We start from the raw sequence: 21,268 nt of genomic DNA, 5'->3' as shown, positions 1-21,268 counted from the left end.
TCCCCGGCAGCCTCGCCACAGCTTCTCCCGGCGCTGTTTTCGATCAGGCACAAGGCGGCGCAGCGAAACCGCGGTACAATAGCATCTTCCTTGCAACTTAATGATTTTTCCGAGGTTTCTTCGTGCTTGTCGCCAACAACATCACCATGCAGTTCGGGGCCAAGCCCCTTTTCGAAAACGTCTCGGTCAAGTTTGGCGAGGGTTATCGCTATGGGCTGATCGGTGCCAACGGCGCCGGCAAGTCGACCTTCATGAAGATTCTCGACGGCGAACTGGAGCCGAGCGCGGGCAACGTCTCGAAGGACCCGCACGAGCGCCTGGCCTACCTGCGCCAGGACCAGTTCGCCTTCGAGGAGCAGCGCGTCATCGATGTCGTCATGATGGGACACGCCGAAATGTGGGCGTGCATGCGCGAAAAGGACGCCATCTACGCCAACCCGGAAGCGACCGAGGAAGACTATCTGCACGCCGCCGAGCTCGAAGCGCGCTTTGCCGAGTACGACGGTTACACCGCCGAGGCGCGCGCCGGAGAGTTGCTGCTCGGCGTCGGCATACCGGCTGACCAGCATTACGGTCCGATGAGCGACGTCGCACCGGGCTGGAAGCTGCGCGTTCTGCTGACGCAGGCGCTTTTTGCCGATCCAGACATCCTGCTGCTCGACGAACCGACCAACAACCTGGATATCGCAACGATCCGCTGGCTGGAAAACGTGATCAACGAACGCAACAGTACGATGGTCATCGTCTCGCACGACCGGCACTTTCTCAATCAGGTGTGCACGCATATGGCGGACCTGGATTACGGCAAGGTGACGATCTACCCGGGAAACTACGACGACTTCATGGAAGCTTCGGCGCTTGCCCGCGAGCGGCAACAAAGCGCCAACGCAAAAGCGAAGGAGCGGATTGCCGAACTGCAGAACTTCGTCCGGCGCTTTTCCGCCAACGCCTCGAAAGCCCGGCAAGCCACCTCGCGCCTGAAGCTGATCGACAAGCTGCGGCCGGAAGACGTCAAGCCATCGTCGCGGCAATACCCCTGGATACGCTTCGAGTTCGACGACAAGGAAAAACTCCACCGGCAAGCGGTCGAGATCGACCGGATCAGCTTCGCCTATGCGGGCAGCGCGCGCCGCCTCTTCGACAACTTCTCGCTGACGCTCAACGGCGGCGACCGCGTCGCGATCATCGGCGAGAATGGCGTTGGCAAGAGCACGCTGCTCAAGCTCCTCGTCGGCGAGTTGCAGCCAGCGCGCGGCAGCATCAAGTGGGCGGAAAAGGCGCGCCCTGGCTACTACCCGCAGGACCATGCGCAGGAGTTCGCCAGTGACCTCAGCCTGACCGAATGGATCGCCGGCTACGCGCGTGCAACAGCGGGCGACGGCGACGACCTCGAGACCTTGATTCGCGGAACACTTGGCCGCCTGCTCTTTTCCGGCAACGAGGTACGCAAACCGGTCAAGGTGATCTCCGGCGGCGAACAGGGGCGAATGATCTTCGGGCGGCTGATGCTGACGCGCTCGAACGTTCTGGTGCTCGACGAGCCGACCAATCACCTTGACATGGAATCGATCGAGTCGCTCAACACTGCACTCGAGAAGTACAAAGGAACGCTGATATTCGTCTCGCACGATCGCGAATTCGTTTCCTCGCTGGCCACGCGCATCCTCGAAATCCGCCTTGACGGCAAGATCGTCAACTACCTGGGCAACTACGAAGAGTATCTCGCCAGCCAGGGCCTGGCCTGATCGCCGCCGTGATCTTGTCGGCCGGTCGCATCGCCAGACCTGATCGCCTTTTCCGCTCAGCGCCGACTTAAACAGTCGGCAGCGAGTGGCAACAAGTCCCACCAGAAGCTTCCCGTCCTTGACCGCCTGGTCGGCCTGATCCGCATCTGGGAGTACCCGCCCATTCGAGCTCGCCGGCCGTTCACCAACTTGAGCTGCGGCGCCGGTTCAGCCAAGTTCTCGCTGCCGTCGTTCTCTGCTTCTCTGCCGGCCGCTTGACTTGCCGCCAGCGCCCCGTATAATGCGCACTTTCGCCAGGCCGCCGGCTACCGGATGGCTTAGCCGAAGGCGCGTAGCTCAGCTGGTTAGAGCACCACCTTGACATGGTGGGGGTCGTTGGTTCGAGTCCAATCGCGCCTACCAACACCTGAGGAAGCTGTCCCGTTGCCGGGACAGCTTTTTCTTTGCACCGTTTGTGGCGCCCGAGCGAGCTGGCGGCCCCGCTTGGCCGGGTTACCGGTCAAGCAGTCATCGCTCCTGCCTCGCCTGTCGGGCAGCGCCGAGCGACCCTACCCCCAGTTGTCCAACTGCCCGGTCGATAGCCTCACTGCCTCGGTCTTCAATCGGTGTTGACACGGTCGATCGCGACGAACAGGTAGAGGAAGCGGCGGCGCATCACAAGGTCGGCGATCTCCGCCGCCGACACCCGATTCGGCCGATCAGGCATGAGATGGCGCAGCAGATGCGGATGCATTGCATCACCCCGCTGCCGACACAAGGTGTTGGGCTCCCGATTCTGAGGTGCCGTGGGATCACCTGATCGCACACGGCCCGGCCTCTCAGACGTTGAACAGAAAATTCAGCACGTCGCCGTCCTTGACGACGTATTCCTTCCCTTCGGCGCGCATCTTGCCGGCTTCCTTTGCGCCCTGCTCGCCCTTGCAGGCAATGAAGTCGGCGAAGCTGATCGTCTGCGCGCGGATGAAACCGCGCTCGAAATCGCTGTGGATGACGCCGGCTGCCTGCGGCGCCGTGTCGCCGGCGTGGATCGTCCAGGCGCGCACTTCCTTCGGTCCGGCGGTGAAGTAGGTCTGCAGCCCGAGCAACTGATAGGCCGCGCGAATCAGACGGTTGAGGCCGGGCTCGGCAAGCCCGAGGTCGGCCAGGAAAGCCAGCTTGTCTTCGTCGTCCAGGTCACCCAGTTCGGCCTCGATCTTGGCGCACAGAGCAACGACTGGAGCATTCTCGCCGGCCGCATGCTGACACAAGCGGTCGAGGTGTGGGTTGTTCTTGAATCCGTCCTCGAGCACGTTGCCGACATACATCGTCGGCTTGATCGTCAGCAGGCAGAGCGGCTTGAGCAGCGCCTTCTCTTCCCTGGCCAAGGCGAGCGTGCGCGCGGGCTTGGCTGCATCGAGATGCGGCAGCAGCCGCTCGAGCACGCCGACCAGGCGCTGCGCGTCCTTGTCGCCCCCTGCCCTTGCCTTCTTGCTCTCCCGATTCAGCGTGCGCTCGACGACGGCCAGATCGGCCAGTGCCAACTCGGTGAGAATGGTCTCGATGTCGGAAAGTGGATCGACGCGACCCGCCACATGAACGACATTGTCGTCATCGAAGCAGCGCACGACATTGACGATGGCGTCGGTCTCGCGGATGTTGGCGAGGAATTGATTGCCCAGGCCTTCGCCGCGCGACGCCCCGGCAACCAGGCCGGCAATATCGACGAACTCGACGATCGCCGGTTGCACGCGCTGCGGCCTGACCAATGCAGCGATCTGCGCCAGCCGCGGGTCAGGTACTTCGACGATGCCGACGTTCGGCTCGATCGTGCAGAAGGGATAGTTTTCGGCCGCAATGCCCGCTTTGGTCAAGGCGTTGAACAAGGTGGACTTGCCGACGTTCGGCAGTCCGACGATTCCGCATTGCAGGCTCATGGCCGGATTTCCTGTGGTGACACGGTCTTGCCGTGCAGTTGGCGCTGCGCTGCCGCGTAGTCACCGGCCGCGAGTTGCGGCCAGGCAAGCAGACAGCGCTCGATCGCGCGCTCGATCAGTTCCCGCTCCTCGCGCCGGGGCGCGCGGAGAACATGGTTGACAACCTCATCGCGCTCGCCCGGATGCCCGATTCCCAGTCGCAGACGCCAGAAACCCGGCGTCGACAGGCGCGCCTGAATGTCGCGCAGACCGTTGTGTCCGCCGTTGCCACCTCCCTGCTTGAGGCGAATGCTGCCCGGCGGAAGATCGAGTTCGTCATGCACGACAAGGATTTCTTCCGGCGCGATACGGTAGAAATGCGCCAGACTAGCGACCGCCTGACCGGAAAGATTCATCCACGTGGTCGGCTGCAACAGCCACAGATCGCCGCAGCGCGCCAGGCGCCCGTAAAACTTGCCCTGCGGCAGCAGCGAAACGCGCAAGTGGTCGGCCAATCGATCGACGAACCAGAAGCCGACGTTGTGCCGGTGCTCGGCATGAGCGGCACCCGGATTGCCGAGGCCGACGATCAAACGTGGGGGAGGCATAGGTTTGTGCTCGACGCTGAAAAAAGGAAGGCCGCCGCCGGTGCCGAGCCGGCGGGCGGCCTATCGCGAACCGCGTCCGCCTCAGCTCGCCGCGGCTTCGCCCTCGCCCGTTTCGTCAGTTTCACCACCCGTCTTGCGCGCCGGAATCGAGGCAACGACAGGATCATCGTCGCCATGCACAAGCGCTTTGACGCCAGCGGGAAGAGCGAGTTGGGAAATGTGCAAGGCGTGACCGGCGTCGAGATCTTTAAGGTCGACCTCGATATAGGCCGGCAGATCCTGCGGCAGGCAAACGACCTCGATGTCATTCAGCGCATGCGAGACCTTCCCACCACCAATCTTGACGCCGGGCGCGATGTCGGCATTGATGAAGTGCAGCGGTACCCTCTGGTGAATGACGTGCTCGGTGTCAACGCGCTGAAAGTCACAATGAAAGACGAGCGGCTTCCAGGGGTGCATCTGCGAATCGCGTAGAACAACGTTCTGCGCCTTGCCATCGACCTTGAGCGTCAGAACGGACGCGTGGAAGGCCTCCTTACGCAGATTGAGCAGGATTTCGTTGTGATCCAGATCGATCAGCTGCGGGGCCGCCGATCCACCGTAAATGATTGCCGGCACGCGGCTCGTACGACGCAGGCGGCGGCTCGCTCCGGACCCCTGCAGCGTACGCTGGCGGGCTTCAAGTTGAAAGCTCATGGTAACTCCTGTTAGGTGCAACAACCCCGCCCGCGACCAGGCAGGGGGTTAGAAAAAACGTGGTAGACGGAGGCAAAGGGACAGAACACGTCTTGACTCGAAGTTCTAAACCTTTCCCCTGCCCTACTCGATGAAAAGCGACGAGACCGAATCCTCATTGCTGATCCGGCGTATCGTTTCGGCCATCACTTCGGCTACAGAAAGCTGCCGTATGCGCGGGGACTCCTGCGCATCCTGGCGCAGCGGAATGGTGTCGGTCACCACCAGTTCGTCCAGATCGGAGGCGTTGATCCGCTCGACAGCACGCCCGGAGAGAACCGGATGTACGCAGTAGGCATGCACATGGCGCGCGCCGTGCTCCTTCAACGCGGTGGCCGCCTTGCACAAGGTGCCAGCGGTATCGACCATATCGTCCATGATCACGCAGGTGCGCCCTTCGACCTCGCCGATGATGTTCATCACTTCAGAAACGTTGGCCTTTGGCCGCCGCTTGTCGATGATCGCCAGATCGCATTCGAGCCGCTTGGCCAGCGCGCGGGCGCGCACCACCCCGCCGACATCGGGCGAAACGACCATCAGATGATCGAAGTTGCGTTTCCACACGTCGCCCAGCATGATCGGCAGAGAATAGATGTTGTCGACCGGAATGTTGAAGAAACCCTGGATCTGTTCGGTGTGCAGGTCCATCGTGAGGACACGGTGAATGCCCGCTGCGGTGAGCAGGTCGGCAACCAGCTTGGCGGCGATCGGCACACGTGCCGAGCGCACGCGTCGGTCCTGCCGGGCGTAGCCGAAATACGGTATGGCCGCCGTAATGCGCGCGGCCGACGCGCGCTTCAGCGCGTCGGTCATGACCAACAGCTCCATCAGGTTCTCGTTCGTCGGTGCGCAGGTCGATTGCAGGATGAACACGTCCATGCCGCGCACATGTTCCTGAATTTCGACGCTGATCTCGCCGTCCGAGAAGCGGCCGACCTTGGCCCGGCCGGGGGCGATGTTGAGGTGTTTGACGACATCGGCAGCCAAAGCGGGGTTGGCGTTGCCGGAAAATACCATCAGGCTGTCATAGGCCATGCTGTGCTTCCCCTGACGCCCCAGGCAAGCGGCGCCTTATAAAGCAAGACGGGCAGGCTAGGCAGCCTACCCGCTTTGACAGAATCGGAGTGGCTGGGGAGGAAGGATTCGAACCTTCGGATGCCGGAATCAAAATCCGGTGCCTTGACCAACTTGGCGACTCCCCAGCGGTAAAGCTCTCGCCCGGCCAGCGAGCGAGGGGCGCATTATAAAGGGATTTCGCCGAGAAAAAAAGCTGCTGCTCGGCAAGGCGCATGCTTGCCGGTCAGTCGTCCGCCGCCAGGTCGTACAGCGGATGCCGCTCGACGCCGGCAGCGACCCATGCGCGCAGCCCAGGCGGAGCCCGCCGACAGACATCCTCGGCCAGGTCGCGGTCGGCAAATTCGGCGAAGACGCACGCCCCGGAACCGGTCATCCGCGCCTCGGCAAAGCGCGAAAGCCAGTCCAGGCAGTCGGCGATTTCGCGAAAGCGGGCGCAGGCGACGCTCTGCAAGTCGTTCCGGCCAAAGCCCGCCGACCATTCGCCGACGCTGACTGGCGGCGTATCACGGCGAAGCTCGGGGGCTGAAAAGATCGCCGCCGTCGACACGCTCACCGCCGGTTGTAGAACCAGGTAGTGGCGCGCGGGCAGGTCAAGCGCCTGCAGCGCGTCACCGACGCCCTGCGCGAAAGCATTGCGCCCAAAAACAAAGAACGGAACGTCGGCGCCCAGCGCAAGGCCGATTTCCTGCAGCCGCTTGCGGCGCAGACCGAGCTGCCAGAGGTGATTGAGCGCGAGCAGGACGGTCGCCGCGTCCGAACTGCCGCCGCCCAGGCCACCCCCCAAAGGCAGACGTTTCTCCACACTGATATCGACACCGGGCACGCATCCCCTGCCCTGCGCGCTAGCCTCGGCCTGCAGCAGACGCGCGGCGCGTACACTCAGGTCGTCGTCAGCGCGCACCCCGGGCAAGGGCGTCATCTGACACACTTGGCCGTCCTGGCGGGGCGAGAAACGCAAGCTGTCGCCGCGCTCGATCAGCCGGAACACCGTCTGCAGCAGGTGGTAACCGTCGGCCCGGCGACCAATCACGTGCAGAAAAAGGTTGAGCTTGGCGGGCGCCGGGTAGACGCTCTGCCAGTTCCAGCGTGCATGCGCGGCGGACATGTGCGCCTGCTCTCAGGGTGCAAGCTCGGTCCATTCGTCGATGCGCAGGCGCAGTTCAAAGACTTGCGCGCGCTCGACGAACAGCCGGCCAGGCAAGGCCTGCGCGTCGTCATTGTCGTACTGGTAACGCAGGCGCCACTCCTGATCGACCACCTCGAGCGGCCGCCCGAAGCTGTCGTTGACCACCTGCCCGCCCGCTCCGCTTTTGCCGCGCAGCCAATCGACGAGCTGGCCGAGCGGTAGTGGATAGCCGAGCACCGCGACCAGCAACTCGTCGATCGTCGCTGCTTCGTAGATTTTCCCATCGTTGCCAAGCAGGCGCGCGCCGCCCGCGTTGCCAAACACCTCGGCAAGGGCTTGGCCAAACGGCGAGGAAATGACCAGGTGATCGGAATCGCCGGCATGTCGCCAGGCGATGCGCCCGGAATGGCTGCCCTCTTGCTGACGCAGCGCAAAACGCCCGGCGAGCGAGAACGCCTGCAGGCGGTCGCGCCCGATCGCCGAAGCAGCATCACCAACGCGGCCCGGCGTCGAACACGCGGCAACCAATAGCAGGCCGGCAAAGAGTAGCGGCAGGCGAGCTTCGAATGACCGCCAGGCTGCTCGGCGGTCGCGCTCGGAGCGACTGCTCACTGGGCAAACTTCCGGACCGCTTCGCTCAACACGTCGTTGCCCGGATGCTTCGTCTGTGCTTCGCGCAAGGTACGCCGCGCCTCGTCGTAGCGACCCAGCGTCCAGAGCACCTCGCCGACGTGCGCGGCGATCTCCGGATCCGAACGCTGCCCATACGCCTTCAGCAGCAGGGTCAGCGCACCGGCATGATCACCCTGGCGATAGAGCACCCAGCCCATGCTGTCCAGGATGAAAGGATCGTCCGGCGCCAGTTGCAGCGCCTTTTCGATCAACTGCCTGGCCTCTGGCAGGCGCAGGTTGCGTTCCGCATACGAATAGCCGAGCGCGTTGTACGCCTGCGCATTCTCCGGCTGCAGTTCGATCAGTTTGCGCAAGCGGCTTTCCATCAGTTCGAGACGGTCAAGCTTCTCGGCCAGCAGGGCAGACTCGTAAAGCAGATCGGGCTCGTCCGGTTGCGCCGCCAGTTCATTGTCGAGTAGCTCCAGAGCCGCCGCGTACTGCTTGTCCTCGCGTAGAACCGCCGCCTCGGCAATCAGCAGGCGAACTCGCTGCTGCGGGTTGGCCGACGCGGCGTCCTGCAGGAGGCGGCGCGCTTCGCCGATCTTGCCCTGGCTGGAGAGAATGGCGGCGCTACGCACCACGGACGGTACGACGTGTTCGCCCGTCCGGACCTGCCGGAAATGACTCAATGCTTCATCCGGACGTTTGCCGTCCTGCGCCAGTTGGCCGAGGTAGTAGTAGGCCGTGCTCTTGTCGGGAATGTCGAGCGTCACCAGGTGCTTGAGTTGTGCCTCGGCGAGGACGCGATCGTCTTCTTGCAAGGCCAGAACGGCGACCGGAAAAACGACATCGGGATTGTTTGGATAAGCGATGAGCAGGCGTTCGAACTGGCGTTTGGCGTCGGCGTAGCGCTTTTCGCCGACCAGCGCACGCGCCAGAAACAGGCGCACATCGCGTGCCATCGGATAAGCATCGACAAACGCTTGCAAGCGGGCAATCGCCTCGGCTGGCGACCGGCGCGCCAGGAGCTCGGCTTCGACCAGCACCGCCGGTTCCCAATCGGGGCGTAGTTCGTTCGCTTTGCGCGCCGCCGCCAGCGCGCGTTCGTTCTCGCCGGCTGAACTCGCGGCGACGGCCAGCGCGTAGTGCGCCTCGGGCAAATCGCGAAAAGGCGCGCACACCCGACTGATCAACTGGTACACCGCCTGCCGATCCGGGCTGCGCGCAAGCATCCGGTTCAAGCCGAGCAGGTTGCCGGGCAGCGCCGGCCGGTCGGCTTCGAGCATGCTGATCAACTGGGGAGCCAATCCGTCGAACTGATTGCTCATGATCATCACGCCAGCCAGCACCTGCTGCGCACGCTTTGAATCGGGTTCAACCTGTATCCACTGACGGGCAAGCTCGAGCACCAGATCGAGACGGCGCGCAATTCCGGCGACCTCGATTGCCCGTTCGAGGAGGGCGGGGTCGCGCGTACGCAGGGCCAGATCGGTATAGGCCTGGCTGGCGAAGTCGCCCCGACCACGTTGCAGGGCAACTTCGGCAAGCAGCACCTGATAGACGATCTGCGCGGTCAGCCCGCGTCCCAACAGTAGTGGATCGGCAGCACGCGCGGGCACGCCGCTCTCGCCTTGCCCTGCTGCCTCGCGCGTGACCGGTTTGCGCGGTCGGCCGTCAACTGCCTCGCCAGCAGCAAAGACGGGCACGACGCCGGCCAATGCCAACGTTGCACAGAGGGCGATGCTCTTCTTAGACTTCATGGTTTCCTTGCTCGCTGCAAACGGGAGCGTGGTCGGTTCGGGTTTGCGGGATAATCCGCTTTCCACATGTTATGGGCTTTTTGCGCCAGCGGCAATGCCGGAACTTCCAGAGGTTGAAGTCAGCCGCCAGGGACTGCTCCCGTTCATCGTCGGCCAGCAGGTCGTCGCCGCCGTCGTGCGCACGCCCCGCCTGCGCCATGCAATCACTCCGGGGCTGGCCGAGCGGCTGATCGGATTGCGCGTGGAAACCATCGACCGTCGCGGGAAATACCTGCTCTTCGACTGTGCAAGCCAGCAGGGGGGTGGCTGGCTGGTGCTGCATCTCGGCATGTCGGGCAGCTTGCGCCTGGTCACCGCTGAAACTCCAGCCGGCAAACACGACCATTTCGACCTCTCGTTCGGGGCAAGCGTTCTTCGCCTGCGCGACCCGCGCCGCTTCGGCGCCCTCGTCTGGCACGAAGGCAGCGACATCGAGCGGCTTCCGCTGCTTGCCGTACTCGGAATCGAGCCCTTGTCGGCAAGCTTTGACGGCGACTGGCTGTACGCCGCCACCCGTGAACGCCGTGGACCGATCAAACCGCTATTGATGGACAGTCGACTGGTCGTCGGTATCGGCAACATCTACGCTGCCGAAAGCCTCTTCCTGGCCGGTGTCTCGCCGCGCCGAGCGGCCAACCGGATCAGTCTGCAGCGCTACCGGGTCCTCGCCGAGGCAATCCGCTCGACTCTACGGAAGGCGATTGCGGCCGGCGGCAGCAGCGTGCGCGACTACGTCCACAGCGATGGCGGCGCCGGCTGCTTCCAGCTCTCGTGTGCTGTGTATGGGCGCGCCGGCGAACCCTGCCCGACATGTGGACAAGCGGTGAGAATGCTCCGCCAGTCTGGACGCTCGACGTTCTACTGTGCGCACTGCCAACGCTGACGACCAGCGCCCTGCCCGCAACACCCGCGGGCCGCTGCGGCGGGCGACCGCACCGACCACCTCACTCAGACCTTGTAGTAATCGCGGTACCAGGCAACGAAGCGCTTGACGCCATCGCCGATCGGCGTCGCCGGGGCAAAACCGACCCACTCGTCGAGCAGATCGGTATCCGCGTAGGTCGCCGGAACATCGCCGTCCTGCAAGGGAAGCATGCGTTTCACCGCGCTGATGCCGAGCGCCTCTTCGATCGCGCCGATGAAGTCGAGCAGCGGCACCGGGTTGTGATTACCGATGTTGAACACGCGGTAGGGAACGTTGCTCGTTGCTGGGTCGGGTTGCTCGGCGACGTAGCCAGGATTGCTCGTCGCCGGGCGGTCGAGCACGCGAATGACGCCTTCGACAATATCGTCGACATAGGTGAAGTCACGCTGCATGTTGCCATGATTGAACACGTCGATCGGCTGGCGCGCGAGAATCGCCCGGGTAAACAGGAAGAGCGCCATGTCCGGCCGACCCCACGGGCCATACACGGTGAAAAAGCGCAGGCCGGTCGTCGGCAGGCCGTACAGGTGGCTGTAACAATGCGCCATCAGTTCGTTGGCCTTTTTCGTTGCCGCATACAGGCTGACCGGGTGATCGACGCTGTCGTGCTCGGAAAACGGCATGTGCGTATTGCCGCCATAGACGCTCGAACTCGAGGCATAGACCAGATGCTCGACTTGCGTGTGGCGGCAGCCCTCGAGGATATTGACGAATCCGACCAGGTTGCTATCGACGTAGGCATGCGGATTCTTCAGCGAGTAACGCACGCCGGCCTGCGCCGCCAGGTGGATGACGCGGTCGAAGCGCTCGCGTGCGAAGAGTTCGGCGACTCCCGTCCGATCGCCGACATCCAGCTTGACGAAGCGAAATCCGCTGCGCGGTTCGAGAAAACGCAGCCGGTCGAGCTTCAGCGAAACGTCGTAGTAGTCGTTCAGGTTGTCGAGGCCGACGACCTCGTCACCCCGGTCAAGCAGGCGCAGGGCAGTGGCCCGGCCAATGAAGCCGGCAGCGCCGGTAAGCAGGACTTTCACATCAGTTTCCCAAGGCAAGGATAAGGCAAAGTGAGGCAAACTAAGCACAGGGCCAGGGTGGCGGACCCCGAGCGCGATTCTAGCACCCTCTCGTCAGACGGCTCGCCGCACTTGCAGCCAGCGCGCAAAGTCGTCGGCGGCAAGTGGCGGCGAATAGAGAAAACCTTGCCCGTAGTGACAACCCGCAGCGTCGAGTTCGGCATGCTGTTCGGCCAGCTCGACGCCCTCGGCAACCACGCTCATGCCCATGTTGCGAGCCAGCGTGATGATTGCCGAACCGATTGCGCGGTCGTCGGCGCTGCGCGCGATGCCGTTGACGAAGCTGCGCGCGATCTTCAGTTCGTGGATCGGAAAGCGCTTCAGGTAGGAGAGCGACGAAAAGCCGGTGCCAAAGTCGTCGATGCTGATCGTCAAGCCATGGGCGACCAGGTCGGCAAGCATGCGTTCGGCGCGCTCGACATCCATCAGCACGCCTTCGGTGATCTCGACGCACAGCCGTTGCGGCGCGACGCCGTGCGCGCTGACAATCTGCATCAGGTCGGCGGCCATCCCCTCCTTGCGGAAGTGGCGTGCCGAGACGTTGACGCTGACGCGTACCGGCGGCAATCCAGCTTGATCCCAACGCACGATCTGCCGGCAGACCTCGCCGAGAACCCACTCGTCGAGCGCGACGATCACGCTGCTCTGCTCGGCCACCGGGATGAACTCCACCGGTTCGACGGCTTCCCCGTTGCACGCCCAGCGCACGAGGGCCTCGGCGCCGATCACCTGCTGACTGGAGAAGCTCACCTGCGGCTGATAGTGGACGGTCAGCTCGCGGCTGTCGATGGCTCGCCGCAGACCGGTCTCGAGCGTGAGTCGGCGCGCCGCATGCCGCGCAAGGTCGGCGGTAAAGAAGCGGAAAGCGTTCTTGCCGTGGTCCTTGGCCCGGTACATTGCCGAATCCGCCTTGCGCATCAGCGCGCCGGCGTCGCTGGCGTCCTCCGGAAACATGCTCAGGCCGATGCTCGCACTGACGAAACACTCGTGCTCTTCGAAGCAGTAGCTGGTGCTCAGCGCATTGAGCAGACGCTGGGCCGTGCGTGTCGCTTCCTTCCGGTCGCTCGTTTCGAGCAGGACGACGAACTCGTCACCCCCCAGCCGAGCCACCGTGTCCTCGGCGCGAACGCAGTCGAGCAGTCGCATGGCCGCCTGCTTCAACAGCCGGTCGCCCGTCGGGTGGCCGAGCGTATCGTTCACGACCTTGAAGTCGTCGAGGTCGATGAAGACGACCCCCATGCTTTCACTCTGGCGTTCAGCGCGCGCCAGGGCGAGCTGCAGGCGGTCGTTGAACAGCGCCCGGTTGGGCAGCCCGGTCAACTCGTCGTGCGTTGCCAGGTACTCGATCCGCTGCTGCGACTCGCGTGCCTTGGTGATGTCGCTGAACATGCCGACATAGTTGATCACCTCTCCGCTCGCGTCCTTCACCGTGTTGATCGACAACCATTCGAGGAAAAGCTCGCCGTTCTTGCGCCGGTTCCAGATTTCCCCCTGCCAGACGCCGAGGCGGTTGATCCGCTCCCACATGTCGCGGTAGAGCTCAGGCGAGGTCAGATGCGATCGCAGCAGGCTGGGCGACTGGCCGACGACCTCCTCGCGCGTGTAGCCGGTGAGCGCCGTGAACGCATCGTTCACCGTCAGAATGCGTTGCTCGGTATCGGTCACCATGACGCCTTCCGAAGCGCGTTCAAAGACCATTGCCGCCAGGCGCAGGCTGTCTTCGGCTTGCTTGCGCGCAGTAATGTCGGTCGCCTGGAAACAGAGTCCAGTAATCGCGCCGTCGTCGTCGAGCAGCGGAAAGCGTACAGCCAGGAAATGGCGCGGCCCGTCGCGTAAGGGCAAGGCTTCCTCGCGTTCGACGCCCTGCCGCTGGCGCATCGCTGCGATTTCGCTCTCGCGGAAGATCTCGCAGACCTCGGCTGGAAAGAGTTGCCCGTCGGTCTTGCCAATTGCCTGCCCGGCAGCAAATCCGAACGTCGCTTCGAAGCGCGGATTGGCAAACTGATAGCGGCCCGACGAATCCTTGACCGCCATCAGCGAAATCGAATTGTTCATTACGGCGAGCAATCTGACCTGCGTTTCGCGCGCCGAACGCTCGACCTCGTAAAGGCTGGTATTGTCGGCAAAGAGCAGGATGACGCCAATCACGCGTTGCGTGTCGCGCAGCAGCGGCACGATGTGCAGGGCATAGTGGCGACGGTTGGCGTTCACGATCTGGCAGTCGAAAGCCTCCTGCGTCTCGATCACCTGTTGACTCCTCGCCACCAGATCGGGCATGCCGGCGGGTAGCGGCAGGTCGCGCAGATGGCGTCCGCTTTGCGCCGCCGCCAGCTTGAAGACGCGCGCTGCAGCGCTGTTGAAGCGCTGCAGACTGAGGTTGCGGTCGAGCACGAGCAGCGGGTAATCGACACTGTTCTGGATGCACTCGAGTTCGACGTTCAGTTCCTGCGTCTCGGCAGTCTTGATCTGCAACTCTTCGTTGACCGTCGCCAGCTCTTCGTTGGTCGACTGCAGTTCCTCGTTCGACGCCTCCAGCTCCTCGTTCGACGCCTGCATTTCCTCGTTCGACGCCTGAATCTCTTCGTTGAGCGCCTGCATTTCCTCGTTCGAGGTCTCCAGTTCCTCGACCAGCGTCTGCAGGTGTTCGCGCGTCGCCGCCAGTTCGTCCTCAAGCTCCTTGTCGGTGATCGTGTTGCTGTCTTCGACCGCGCCGCGCCCGGCAGTCGGCTGAATCCATTCGATGCACACCATGAACAGCGCTTCGCTGTCGATCGCCGACAGCGGATGCACCGAAAGACGCAGGCCACGACCCGGGTCGAGCGCCTTGATGTGGCGTGGACGCCCATAAGCAACAAGCTGCTTCACCTGTGCTTGGCGCATCAGCACCTGCACCTCGGTGCGCAACTCGCGGCGAATCAACGAGAGCAAGTCGAAAGCCGGCTTGCCCGGCGCGACGTTGAGCAGGCGGCTGGTGTCGCCATGAATATGGCGGATCTCGAACTTGCCGTTGATCAGAATGCTGGTCGGAATGAAGTAGCGCCCGGCCGCTTCGAGCAGAATGTTCTCGAAAGCGAGCGGGGTCGTCGGCTTTGCTGCCCGCAGATGCTGATTCATGCCCGCCGCCGGCGGCTGCATCTCGGCGCGCAGCAGCGGCAGGCGGGCGCTCACGCCGTGCCGCCGGTAGAGGCGGCCGTCCTTGTCGACGACGCCAAACAGCGCCTCCTGCTGGAAGATTCCCTCAGACTTGCCGAGAAAGAGATAGCCGCCAGGATTGAGCGCGTAATGGAAGACCGAGAGCAGCCGGGCCTGCAGCTCGCTCTGGAAGTAGATCAGCACATTGCGACAGCTCACCAGGTCGAGGCGGAGAAAAGGCGGGTCCTGAACCAGATCCTGGCGGGCAAAAATGACCACATCACGCAAGATTTTGTTGATCTCGTAGCGATCACCGTGCGGCGTGAAATGCGCCCGAATGCGCCCGCGGTCCATGTGCGCCAGGCTTGAAGCGGCGAAGACGCCACGCCGGGCAAGCGCCATCGCGTCCAGATCGATGTCGGTAGCGAAGATCTGTAACCGATATTGGTCGAAAGCGGCCCCCAGACGTTCGGCGAAGAGGATGGCCAGCGAGTAGGCTTCTTCACCGGTGGCGCAGCCGGCCACCCAGACGCGGATGTCGTCGCCCGGCTGCTTACCGGCGAGGATCTCGGCAACCACCTTGTCGAGGCGGGCGAAAGCGTCGGTGTCGCGGAAGAACGCGGTGACTGAAATCAGGATGTCCTTGCACAGCTTGTCGAGTTCGACTGGCGTCTGATCGACCACCTGCAGATAGTCGTGCAAGGTGCTGACATGGTTGGCCGCCATCCGCCGCTCGATTCGCCGCCACAGCGTTGGCTCCTTGTACTGCGAGAAATCGACCCGCGTCCGCGCCCGCACCTTGCCGAGCAGCGTCTTCAGCGTCGCTGGAGCACTCGCCGCCTGCGTCGCCACCGGGATCAGTCCACGATTGAGGACGATCAGGCTGATCTCGGCGCCCATGCTCTCCGGCGGCAGGATCCAGTCGACGCTGCCGGTGTCGATTGCCGATTGTGGCATCCCGCTGTACTTGGCGGTGTCGGGGTCCTGGGCGAACGTGAAGCCACCCGCGGCCTTGATCGCATGGATTCCAGCAGCGCCATCGGAACCCGTACCGGAGAGAATGATGCCGATCGTCGATTCGCCGATCTCCTCCGCCAACGAGGCGAAGAAGCGATTCACCGACGGCTTGGGCATCGACTCGCGCGCCGGTTCGACCAGACGGAAGCAGCCGCCGAGCAGCGTCAGGTTGCGATTCGGCGGCGTGATGTAGACGGTGTTCGCTTCCGGCAATGCCCCATCCTCGATGTCCTTGACCGGCATCGTCGTCTCGCGCCCAAGCAACTGCGACATCATGCTGCGGTAGGTCGGCGACAGGTGCTGAACGACGACGTAGGTCAGGCCGAGGTTCTTCGGCAAGCCGGGAAGCAGCAGGCTGAGCGCCTCCAGGCCACCGGCCGAGGCACCAATGCCGACGATGAACGGGCGTTCATCGCTGCGCGCGTGCGCGCCCTCATTGTCGGCCGACGCGCCGACCGGCGGTGCGCGCCGCGAACTCGGGCGCCCCTTCTTCGCTTCGTCTTGATTCGCGTTGCTCATCAGCTCTCCGTTCAGTCACCCCGGTGGAATCGGGACGCTTGGCCGGGTGATCCGGCTAGCGGCGACAAGTATGAGACAAAAAGGCAAGACTTCGGAGGCTTCCTCGCCAGCCGGCGACGGCAGGCGGCTGGCGCCTGCTGCACCGGCTCATCCAGACCGGCCGCAAACCGGCACGCAAGCTGGGGCTACGGATCGACGAGCGCTGGCAGGTAGAGCAATGGCGCCACCGGCAATGCGGACTGCCACGGCGACCCTGGTTCAATTTCGTAAAGCCTTTACTCTCGATGGCAAAGACGCCCTCGCTGACGACCACGACATGGTCAATGTTGAACTGCTCGGCCGGCAGATCGTGGAAGGTCGCCGCGCCTTGCCGCATGAGCTGGTCCAGCTCCTGGCCGACGGCGACCTCGGCGTCGTAGCCCGCTTTCAGATGGTCGAGGCGGATCCCGGCCTTGAGCAGCTTGCGCAGCATGTAGGCAATGAAGGCGACCCCCGCCAAGCCGTAAAGCGGTGCCAGGTGTGCCATCGCCTGCAGTCCGCGCAGGTGGCTCTGCGCCAGAAACAGCGTCAGCGTCATGAGTGGCAGCGCGATCAGTAGAGCCAAGCCAGGTTCCAGATCAGGTCGTGGTCAGCCCCGTCGAGTTTCTCGCGCAGCGAATGACGCGGACTCCGTAGCAGCGCGCTGCCGAGCGGGGAACGTCTGCTCTGCCTGGCCTTCGCCTTCCTCCGGAAGAGAACGAAGAGTGCGGCAGCCGGCCCGGCAAAACATACGCCGAGTACACCGAACACAACGGCAATCTGCTCTGTCAGCGTTGCCATGAATGGTGCTTCCCGGTTCCGCTCTCAGCAAGGGTCAGCGCCGATGTCGTCAGCGCTGGCGCGATCCGCTGGTCGTCGAGCGAAATCGCCGTCGCCAGCTTCCTTGGCGGACTGCGGATCGGCAGCTTCCTGGCGTGGTGATGGCTGTTGCATCCACACCGATACGCCGTCTTCGCGCAGCGTGGAGTCGCAGCGACACACCCAACAGGCCTGCACGCGCGCCTCGCAAGTCCACCGTGGCGGGCATAAGCGCTTCCTGGAGTACTTGCGGTCTTGCGGTCATTCTCTGCGTCGACCTATCGGAGGTCAAGCCGAGAGTCATTGACTGGTGATCAGGGGGTAACCCCGTTTGTTTCGCCAGGGAGTGGTCTTCAGGCGACCGAGCGATGGCGCACTCGCTTGTTCCAGATCTGGAGCAAGAAGGAGGCCAAGTGGCCTTTCCGCTCGGCGAGGCGATCGTCGGCCTTGCAATACCTCTGGTCGTCATCGGCGCTCTTGCACAAAGGCTGGACGACAACCTTGGTACCTGGTATCCGATAGCGTCGATGCCGATCCTGATCTGGCGTTTCCTGGTCAGGCTGGTGAACTGCCTTTGCTGAGTTGGCCGTCCTGCTCGGTAGTGAACATCGCGGCACCCCGGCGCCGACCGTATCACTTGCCGGGCAAAGTACCCGCGCGATCTGGTTTAATGCGTCATGCGCAGCAACCTCATCGCTTTCGCCGTCGGCGTCGGTCTTCTCCAGGTGCAGCCGGCGCTGCCCGAGCTACCACCGCTGGCGGGAGCGCTGGCTGCCGCGCTGCTCCTGCTCGCCATCTTCCGTCGTCAACCGCTCGTCCGACGGGGACTGCTCATCGGCACCTGCGCCCTGTTCGGCTTTTCCTGGGCAGCGCTGCGCGCCGACTGGCGCCTGCACGATGACTTGCCCGGCGAGTGGGAGGGGCGCGACGTGCAGGTGGTCGGCGTCGTCGCCGCGCTGCCGCATGGATTCGAACGTGGTGAGCGCTTCGAATTCGATGTCGAAGCGGTCCTTACGCCGCACGCCCGTCTGCCCCGTCGGGTCAATCTCTCCTGGTATCACGGCTGGCGCGAAGACGAGTGGCGTAACGGCCTGGTGATCCGACCCGGCGAGCGCTGGCGTTTCACGCTCAGGCTCAAGCGCCCGCATGGCAACGCCAACCCGCACGGTTTCGACTATGAAGCCTGGCTCTTCGAGCGCAGTCTGCGCGCCACCGGCTACGTAAGACCGCACGCCGACGCACAACGGGTGGACGATTTCGTCTGGCGTCCGGGCTACGCGATCGAGCGGCTGCGCGAGCTGATCCGCCGCTCGTTCTTTGCCGTGCTGCCCGACGCACCTTACGTCGGCGTTCTCGTCGCGCTGGCGATCGGCGACCAGCAAGCGATTCCGGCCGAGCAATGGCGCCTGTTCCGGCAGACCGGCGTCACCCACCTGATGTCGATCTCGGGCCTGCATGTGACGATGGTCGCCGCGCTTTTCGCGGCGCTCGCCGGCTACCTATGGCGACGCAGCGAGCGCGCGCTGCTCTGGCTGCCGGCGCCGAAACTGTCCATTCTCGCCGGCTGGCTAGCCGCCGGTGGCTATTCGCTGCTCGCCGGTTTTGCCGTTCCGGCACAGCGCACGTTCTACATGCTGAGCGTCGTTGCTCTTGCCTTGTGGTCGAGCCGCAACCTGGGGGCCAGCCGTAGCCTGCTGCTCGCCATGTTGTTCGTTCTCGTGCTCGATCCCTGGGCCGTTCTCGCTGCTGGTTTCTGGCTCTCGTTCGCTGCCGTCGGACTGCTCTTCCTGGTCGGCACGGCACGCCTGGGCGCGGTGCACGGCTGGCGCGATTCGCTGGCGCATTGGGGAACCACGCAGTGGGCGGTCAGCATCGGTACGCTGCCGTTGATGTTGCTGCTTTTCCAGCAGTTTTCCCTGGTCTCGCCAGCCGCCAACGCACTCGCCATCCCGCTCGTCAGCTTCGTGATCACGCCGCTCGCCCTGCTCTTCGCCGTTTTTCCCTGGCCGCTGTTGCTGCACGTCGACCATTGGCTGCTCGCCGTTCTGATGGATTGCCTAAGCTGGCTGGCCGGCTGGCCCCTCTGGGAACAGCCAGCACCGCCGCTGTCGGCGACGCTGCTCGCCCTCGTCGGCGTCGTCTGGCTGCTCATGCCGCGCGGCTTTCCAGCACGCTGGCTGGCGCTTTGCCTGCTCCTGCCAGCGATCTTTACGCGGGCTGAGCGGCCGGAGCCGGGCGCTGCGTGGGTCGACGTGCTCGATGTTGGGCAGGGGCTGGCCGTCGTCGTGCGCACTGCCCGACATGCGCTGCTGTACGATACCGGCCCGCTGTACAGCGCCGAATCTGACGCCGGCCAGCGCATCGTGGTGCCCTACCTGCGCGCCACCGGCATTGAACGGATCGACACACTGCTCGTGACGCACCGGGACAAGGACCATTCCGGTGGCCTCGTCGCCGTCCAGGAGGCCGTACCGATCACCCGCACGCTGTCTTCCGTCGGCGAGATCACCGGTGAGCGCTGCGTTGCCGGTCAGGGATGGACCTGGGACGGCGTCCGTTTCTCGATCCTGCATCCGAGCACCAGCGACTACGAACGGCCGAACGCCAAAACGAACAACATGAGCTGCGTGCTGCGCATCGAAAGCGCCGACTACAGCGTTCTCCTGACCTCTGACATCGAGGCACGCGACGAGCAGGCCTTGCTCGCCCGCTCGGCAGCACAACTGCGCAGCGACGTTCTGCTCGTTCCGCACCACGGCAGCGGCACGTCGTCGACGCCCGACTTCGTCGCTGCCGTCGGCGCACGCGAAGCGATCATTCCGGTCGGCTACCGCAACCGCTTCCAGCATCCGCGGCCGCAAGTGCTCGAACGCTACGCCGACAGCCGCCTGTGGCGCAGTGATCGCGACGGAGCCGTGCTCATTCGGCCAGGTCGAGAGCTGGCGCTCAGCGCGTACCGCAGCGAGTATCGTCGTTACTGGCACGCACGGTAGATCAGCACGCCGCGACCGCACGCCAGGTCGCGCGGGGCGCCGGGCTGCCGACGCCTGGCCCGCCGTCGATCGGCCCGGCGGCTGGACTTGCTCGCAGCCGCAACAGGCGAGCTGCCGGTGGACTTCATTCACTTTCCGCCGGCCGGCGAGCACTGTACCGTGACGCAGTCGTAGACGCGCAACGCAAAACGGCTCGGCTCGGGTAAAGTGCACGAATGTTGAAAAAGCTGGCCGCTCGTCTGCTCGCCTGGCACGGCTGGACCCTGCACGAACCGCCGCAGCGGCCGACGCGCGCGGTTCTCGTCGCCTATCCGCATACCTCCAACTGGGACGCGCTGTACGCCTTGCTGGCCAAACTTGCACTCGGCCTCGAGGTGCGCTGGGTGGCCAAGGATTCGCTGTTTCGCTGGCCATTCGGCGGCCTGTTGCGCAGCCTGGGAGGTATCCCGGTCAATCGTCGCGTGCGCAACGGATTCGTCGCCGCGATGGCGGCGCAGTTTGCCGCGCAGCCGAAGCTGCTCCTGGTCCTCGCACCGGAAGGAACGCGCGCGCTGACCGCCGGCTGGAAAAGTGGCTTCTACCGCATTGCGCTGGCGGCCAATGTCCCGCTGGCGCTTGGCTTTGTAGACTATGCGCGCCGACAGGCCGGGATACTCGCCTACCTCACGCTGAGCGGCGATCCCGCCGTCGATATCGCGGAGATCGCCCGCCACTACGTCGACCGGCCAGGCCGGCGTCCAGCACTCGCATCGCCGATCCGCTGGCTCGACTGAGCACTGCGGCAGCCCGCCGAAAGCACTGGCCACCGGGTCGCGCGTGCGCAGCGCGTCGGCGGCCGGGTCGCATCGTCACGTCTAGCCAAGCACGATGACTTCCAGTTTCTCGCGCAGGCTGAGGCTCGCCCACCAGCGCAGGCCGTTGTCGCGCAAGGTTTTTCCCGCCGCGCTCAGGGTCAGCCGACGGACGCCGAGTTCGCTGCGCGCGATTTCCGCGAGATAGCCCCCGTCCATCAGGTAGCGCGCGATCGCCGGCTGCACCTGCTGACCGCCCAGCGTCCACCGTGTCCCGTAACCGTCCGCATCGCCCTCGAGCATGAGCAGCAACTCGCCGCGCCCGATCAAGCGAAGGACGCCGAGAGTTTCCGCGCGCGCCGGGATGATCGCGTTCGGCTTTTCGCTCAC

General features: G+C 64.2%; 18 protein-coding genes and 2 tRNA genes. 6 read left to right on the top strand and 14 right to left on the bottom strand.

Features of this window, described 5'->3' with window-relative positions; translation table 11 throughout:
* Window positions 1-122: 122 nt before the first annotated feature.
* Window positions 123-1,745 (top strand): ABC-F family ATPase, encoded by a 1,623-nt coding sequence (locus Q1L59_RS15165; protein ID WP_300333752.1) that lies wholly within the window; start codon window positions 123-125, stop codon window positions 1,743-1,745.
* A 325-nt stretch (window positions 1,746-2,070) separates the two neighbouring features.
* Window positions 2,071-2,147 (top strand) — tRNA-Val (locus Q1L59_RS15160).
* Window positions 2,148-2,343: 196 nt separating this feature from the next.
* Here Q1L59_RS15160 and Q1L59_RS15155 read toward each other — a convergent pair.
* The 9 genes from Q1L59_RS15155 to Q1L59_RS15115 form a co-directional block, all read right to left on the bottom strand.
* The gene (locus Q1L59_RS15155) at window positions 2,344-2,478 is read right to left on the bottom strand and encodes a hypothetical protein (RefSeq protein WP_300333751.1); all 135 of its coding nucleotides are present in this window, start codon (window positions 2,476-2,478) and stop codon (window positions 2,344-2,346) included.
* A gap of 85 nt (window positions 2,479-2,563) precedes the next feature.
* Window positions 2,564-3,658, bottom strand: coding sequence for a redox-regulated ATPase YchF (gene ychF / locus Q1L59_RS15150; protein WP_300333749.1), 1,095 nt, complete (start codon window positions 3,656-3,658; stop codon window positions 2,564-2,566).
* A complete protein-coding gene (pth, locus tag Q1L59_RS15145; RefSeq protein ID WP_300333748.1) occupies window positions 3,655-4,245 on the bottom strand; it encodes an aminoacyl-tRNA hydrolase in 591 nt (196 codons plus the stop codon). Before pth ends, ychF begins: the two co-directional genes overlap by 4 nt.
* Window positions 4,246-4,326: 81 nt before the next feature.
* Window positions 4,327-4,941 carry a 50S ribosomal protein L25/general stress protein Ctc gene (locus Q1L59_RS15140; RefSeq protein WP_300333747.1) on the bottom strand — a complete coding sequence of 205 codons (615 nt, stop codon included), beginning with the start codon at window positions 4,939-4,941 and terminating at the stop codon, window positions 4,327-4,329.
* A gap of 123 nt (window positions 4,942-5,064) precedes the next feature.
* A complete protein-coding gene (locus Q1L59_RS15135) occupies window positions 5,065-6,015 on the bottom strand; it encodes a ribose-phosphate pyrophosphokinase (protein WP_300333746.1) in 951 nt (316 codons plus the stop codon).
* Window positions 6,016-6,105: 90 nt separating this feature from the next.
* Window positions 6,106-6,182, bottom strand: a tRNA-Gln gene (locus Q1L59_RS15130).
* 98 nt (window positions 6,183-6,280) lie between these two features.
* Window positions 6,281-7,162 carry a 4-(cytidine 5'-diphospho)-2-C-methyl-D-erythritol kinase gene (gene ispE, locus Q1L59_RS15125; protein WP_300333745.1) on the bottom strand — a complete coding sequence of 294 codons (882 nt, stop codon included), beginning with the start codon at window positions 7,160-7,162 and terminating at the stop codon, window positions 6,281-6,283.
* Between the two features lie 12 nt (window positions 7,163-7,174).
* Window positions 7,175-7,795, bottom strand: a complete 621-nt coding sequence (gene lolB, locus Q1L59_RS15120; protein ID WP_300333744.1) for a lipoprotein insertase outer membrane protein LolB — start codon at window positions 7,793-7,795, stop codon at window positions 7,175-7,177.
* The gene (locus tag Q1L59_RS15115) at window positions 7,792-9,555 is read right to left on the bottom strand and encodes a tetratricopeptide repeat protein (protein WP_300333742.1); all 1,764 of its coding nucleotides are present in this window, start codon (window positions 9,553-9,555) and stop codon (window positions 7,792-7,794) included. Before Q1L59_RS15115 ends, lolB begins: the two co-directional genes overlap by 4 nt.
* 94 nt (window positions 9,556-9,649) lie before the next feature.
* Here Q1L59_RS15115 and mutM point away from each other — a divergent pair, with 94 nt between their 5' ends.
* A complete protein-coding gene (mutM, locus tag Q1L59_RS15110; RefSeq protein ID WP_300333792.1) occupies window positions 9,650-10,477 on the top strand; it encodes a bifunctional DNA-formamidopyrimidine glycosylase/DNA-(apurinic or apyrimidinic site) lyase in 828 nt (275 codons plus the stop codon).
* A gap of 65 nt (window positions 10,478-10,542) precedes the next feature.
* Here the strand turns inward: mutM and Q1L59_RS15105 are convergent, their stop codons facing one another.
* From Q1L59_RS15105 to Q1L59_RS15090, 4 genes are all read right to left on the bottom strand, one after another.
* Window positions 10,543-11,550, bottom strand: a complete 1,008-nt coding sequence (locus Q1L59_RS15105; protein WP_300333741.1) for an NAD-dependent epimerase — start codon at window positions 11,548-11,550, stop codon at window positions 10,543-10,545.
* A gap of 93 nt (window positions 11,551-11,643) precedes the next feature.
* Complete coding sequence (locus Q1L59_RS15100; protein WP_300333739.1) at window positions 11,644-16,257, bottom strand: EAL domain-containing protein; 4,614 nt, start codon at window positions 16,255-16,257, stop codon at window positions 11,644-11,646.
* Window positions 16,258-16,312: 55 nt separating this feature from the next.
* Window positions 16,313-16,861, bottom strand: a complete 549-nt coding sequence (locus Q1L59_RS15095; protein ID WP_300333737.1) for a nuclease-related domain-containing protein — start codon at window positions 16,859-16,861, stop codon at window positions 16,313-16,315.
* Window positions 16,849-17,076, bottom strand: coding sequence for a hypothetical protein (locus Q1L59_RS15090; RefSeq protein WP_300333736.1), 228 nt, complete (start codon window positions 17,074-17,076; stop codon window positions 16,849-16,851). Before Q1L59_RS15090 ends, Q1L59_RS15095 begins: the two co-directional genes overlap by 13 nt.
* A gap of 431 nt (window positions 17,077-17,507) precedes the next feature.
* Between Q1L59_RS15090 and Q1L59_RS15085 the strand changes: the two genes are divergently transcribed.
* From Q1L59_RS15085 to Q1L59_RS15075, 3 genes are all read left to right on the top strand, one after another.
* On the top strand, window positions 17,508-17,675 hold the full coding sequence (locus Q1L59_RS15085) for a hypothetical protein (protein ID WP_300333735.1): 168 nt from the start codon (window positions 17,508-17,510) through the stop codon (window positions 17,673-17,675).
* Window positions 17,676-17,771: 96 nt separating this feature from the next.
* Window positions 17,772-20,087, top strand: a complete 2,316-nt coding sequence (locus tag Q1L59_RS15080) for a DNA internalization-related competence protein ComEC/Rec2 (RefSeq protein WP_300333733.1) — start codon at window positions 17,772-17,774, stop codon at window positions 20,085-20,087.
* Between the two features lie 215 nt (window positions 20,088-20,302).
* Window positions 20,303-20,860, top strand: coding sequence for a 1-acyl-sn-glycerol-3-phosphate acyltransferase (locus Q1L59_RS15075; protein WP_300333731.1), 558 nt, complete (start codon window positions 20,303-20,305; stop codon window positions 20,858-20,860).
* An 81-nt stretch (window positions 20,861-20,941) separates the two neighbouring features.
* On the opposite strand, the gene Q1L59_RS15070 is transcribed toward Q1L59_RS15075, so the two are convergent.
* The gene (locus Q1L59_RS15070) at window positions 20,942-21,268 is read right to left on the bottom strand and encodes a hypothetical protein (RefSeq protein WP_300333728.1); all 327 of its coding nucleotides are present in this window, start codon (window positions 21,266-21,268) and stop codon (window positions 20,942-20,944) included.

The sequence above is a fragment of the Accumulibacter sp. genome (assembly GCF_029255125.1).
Lineage (GTDB): Bacteria > Pseudomonadota > Gammaproteobacteria > Burkholderiales > Rhodocyclaceae > Accumulibacter.
This window is presented reverse-complemented; position numbering and strand designations above follow the sequence as displayed.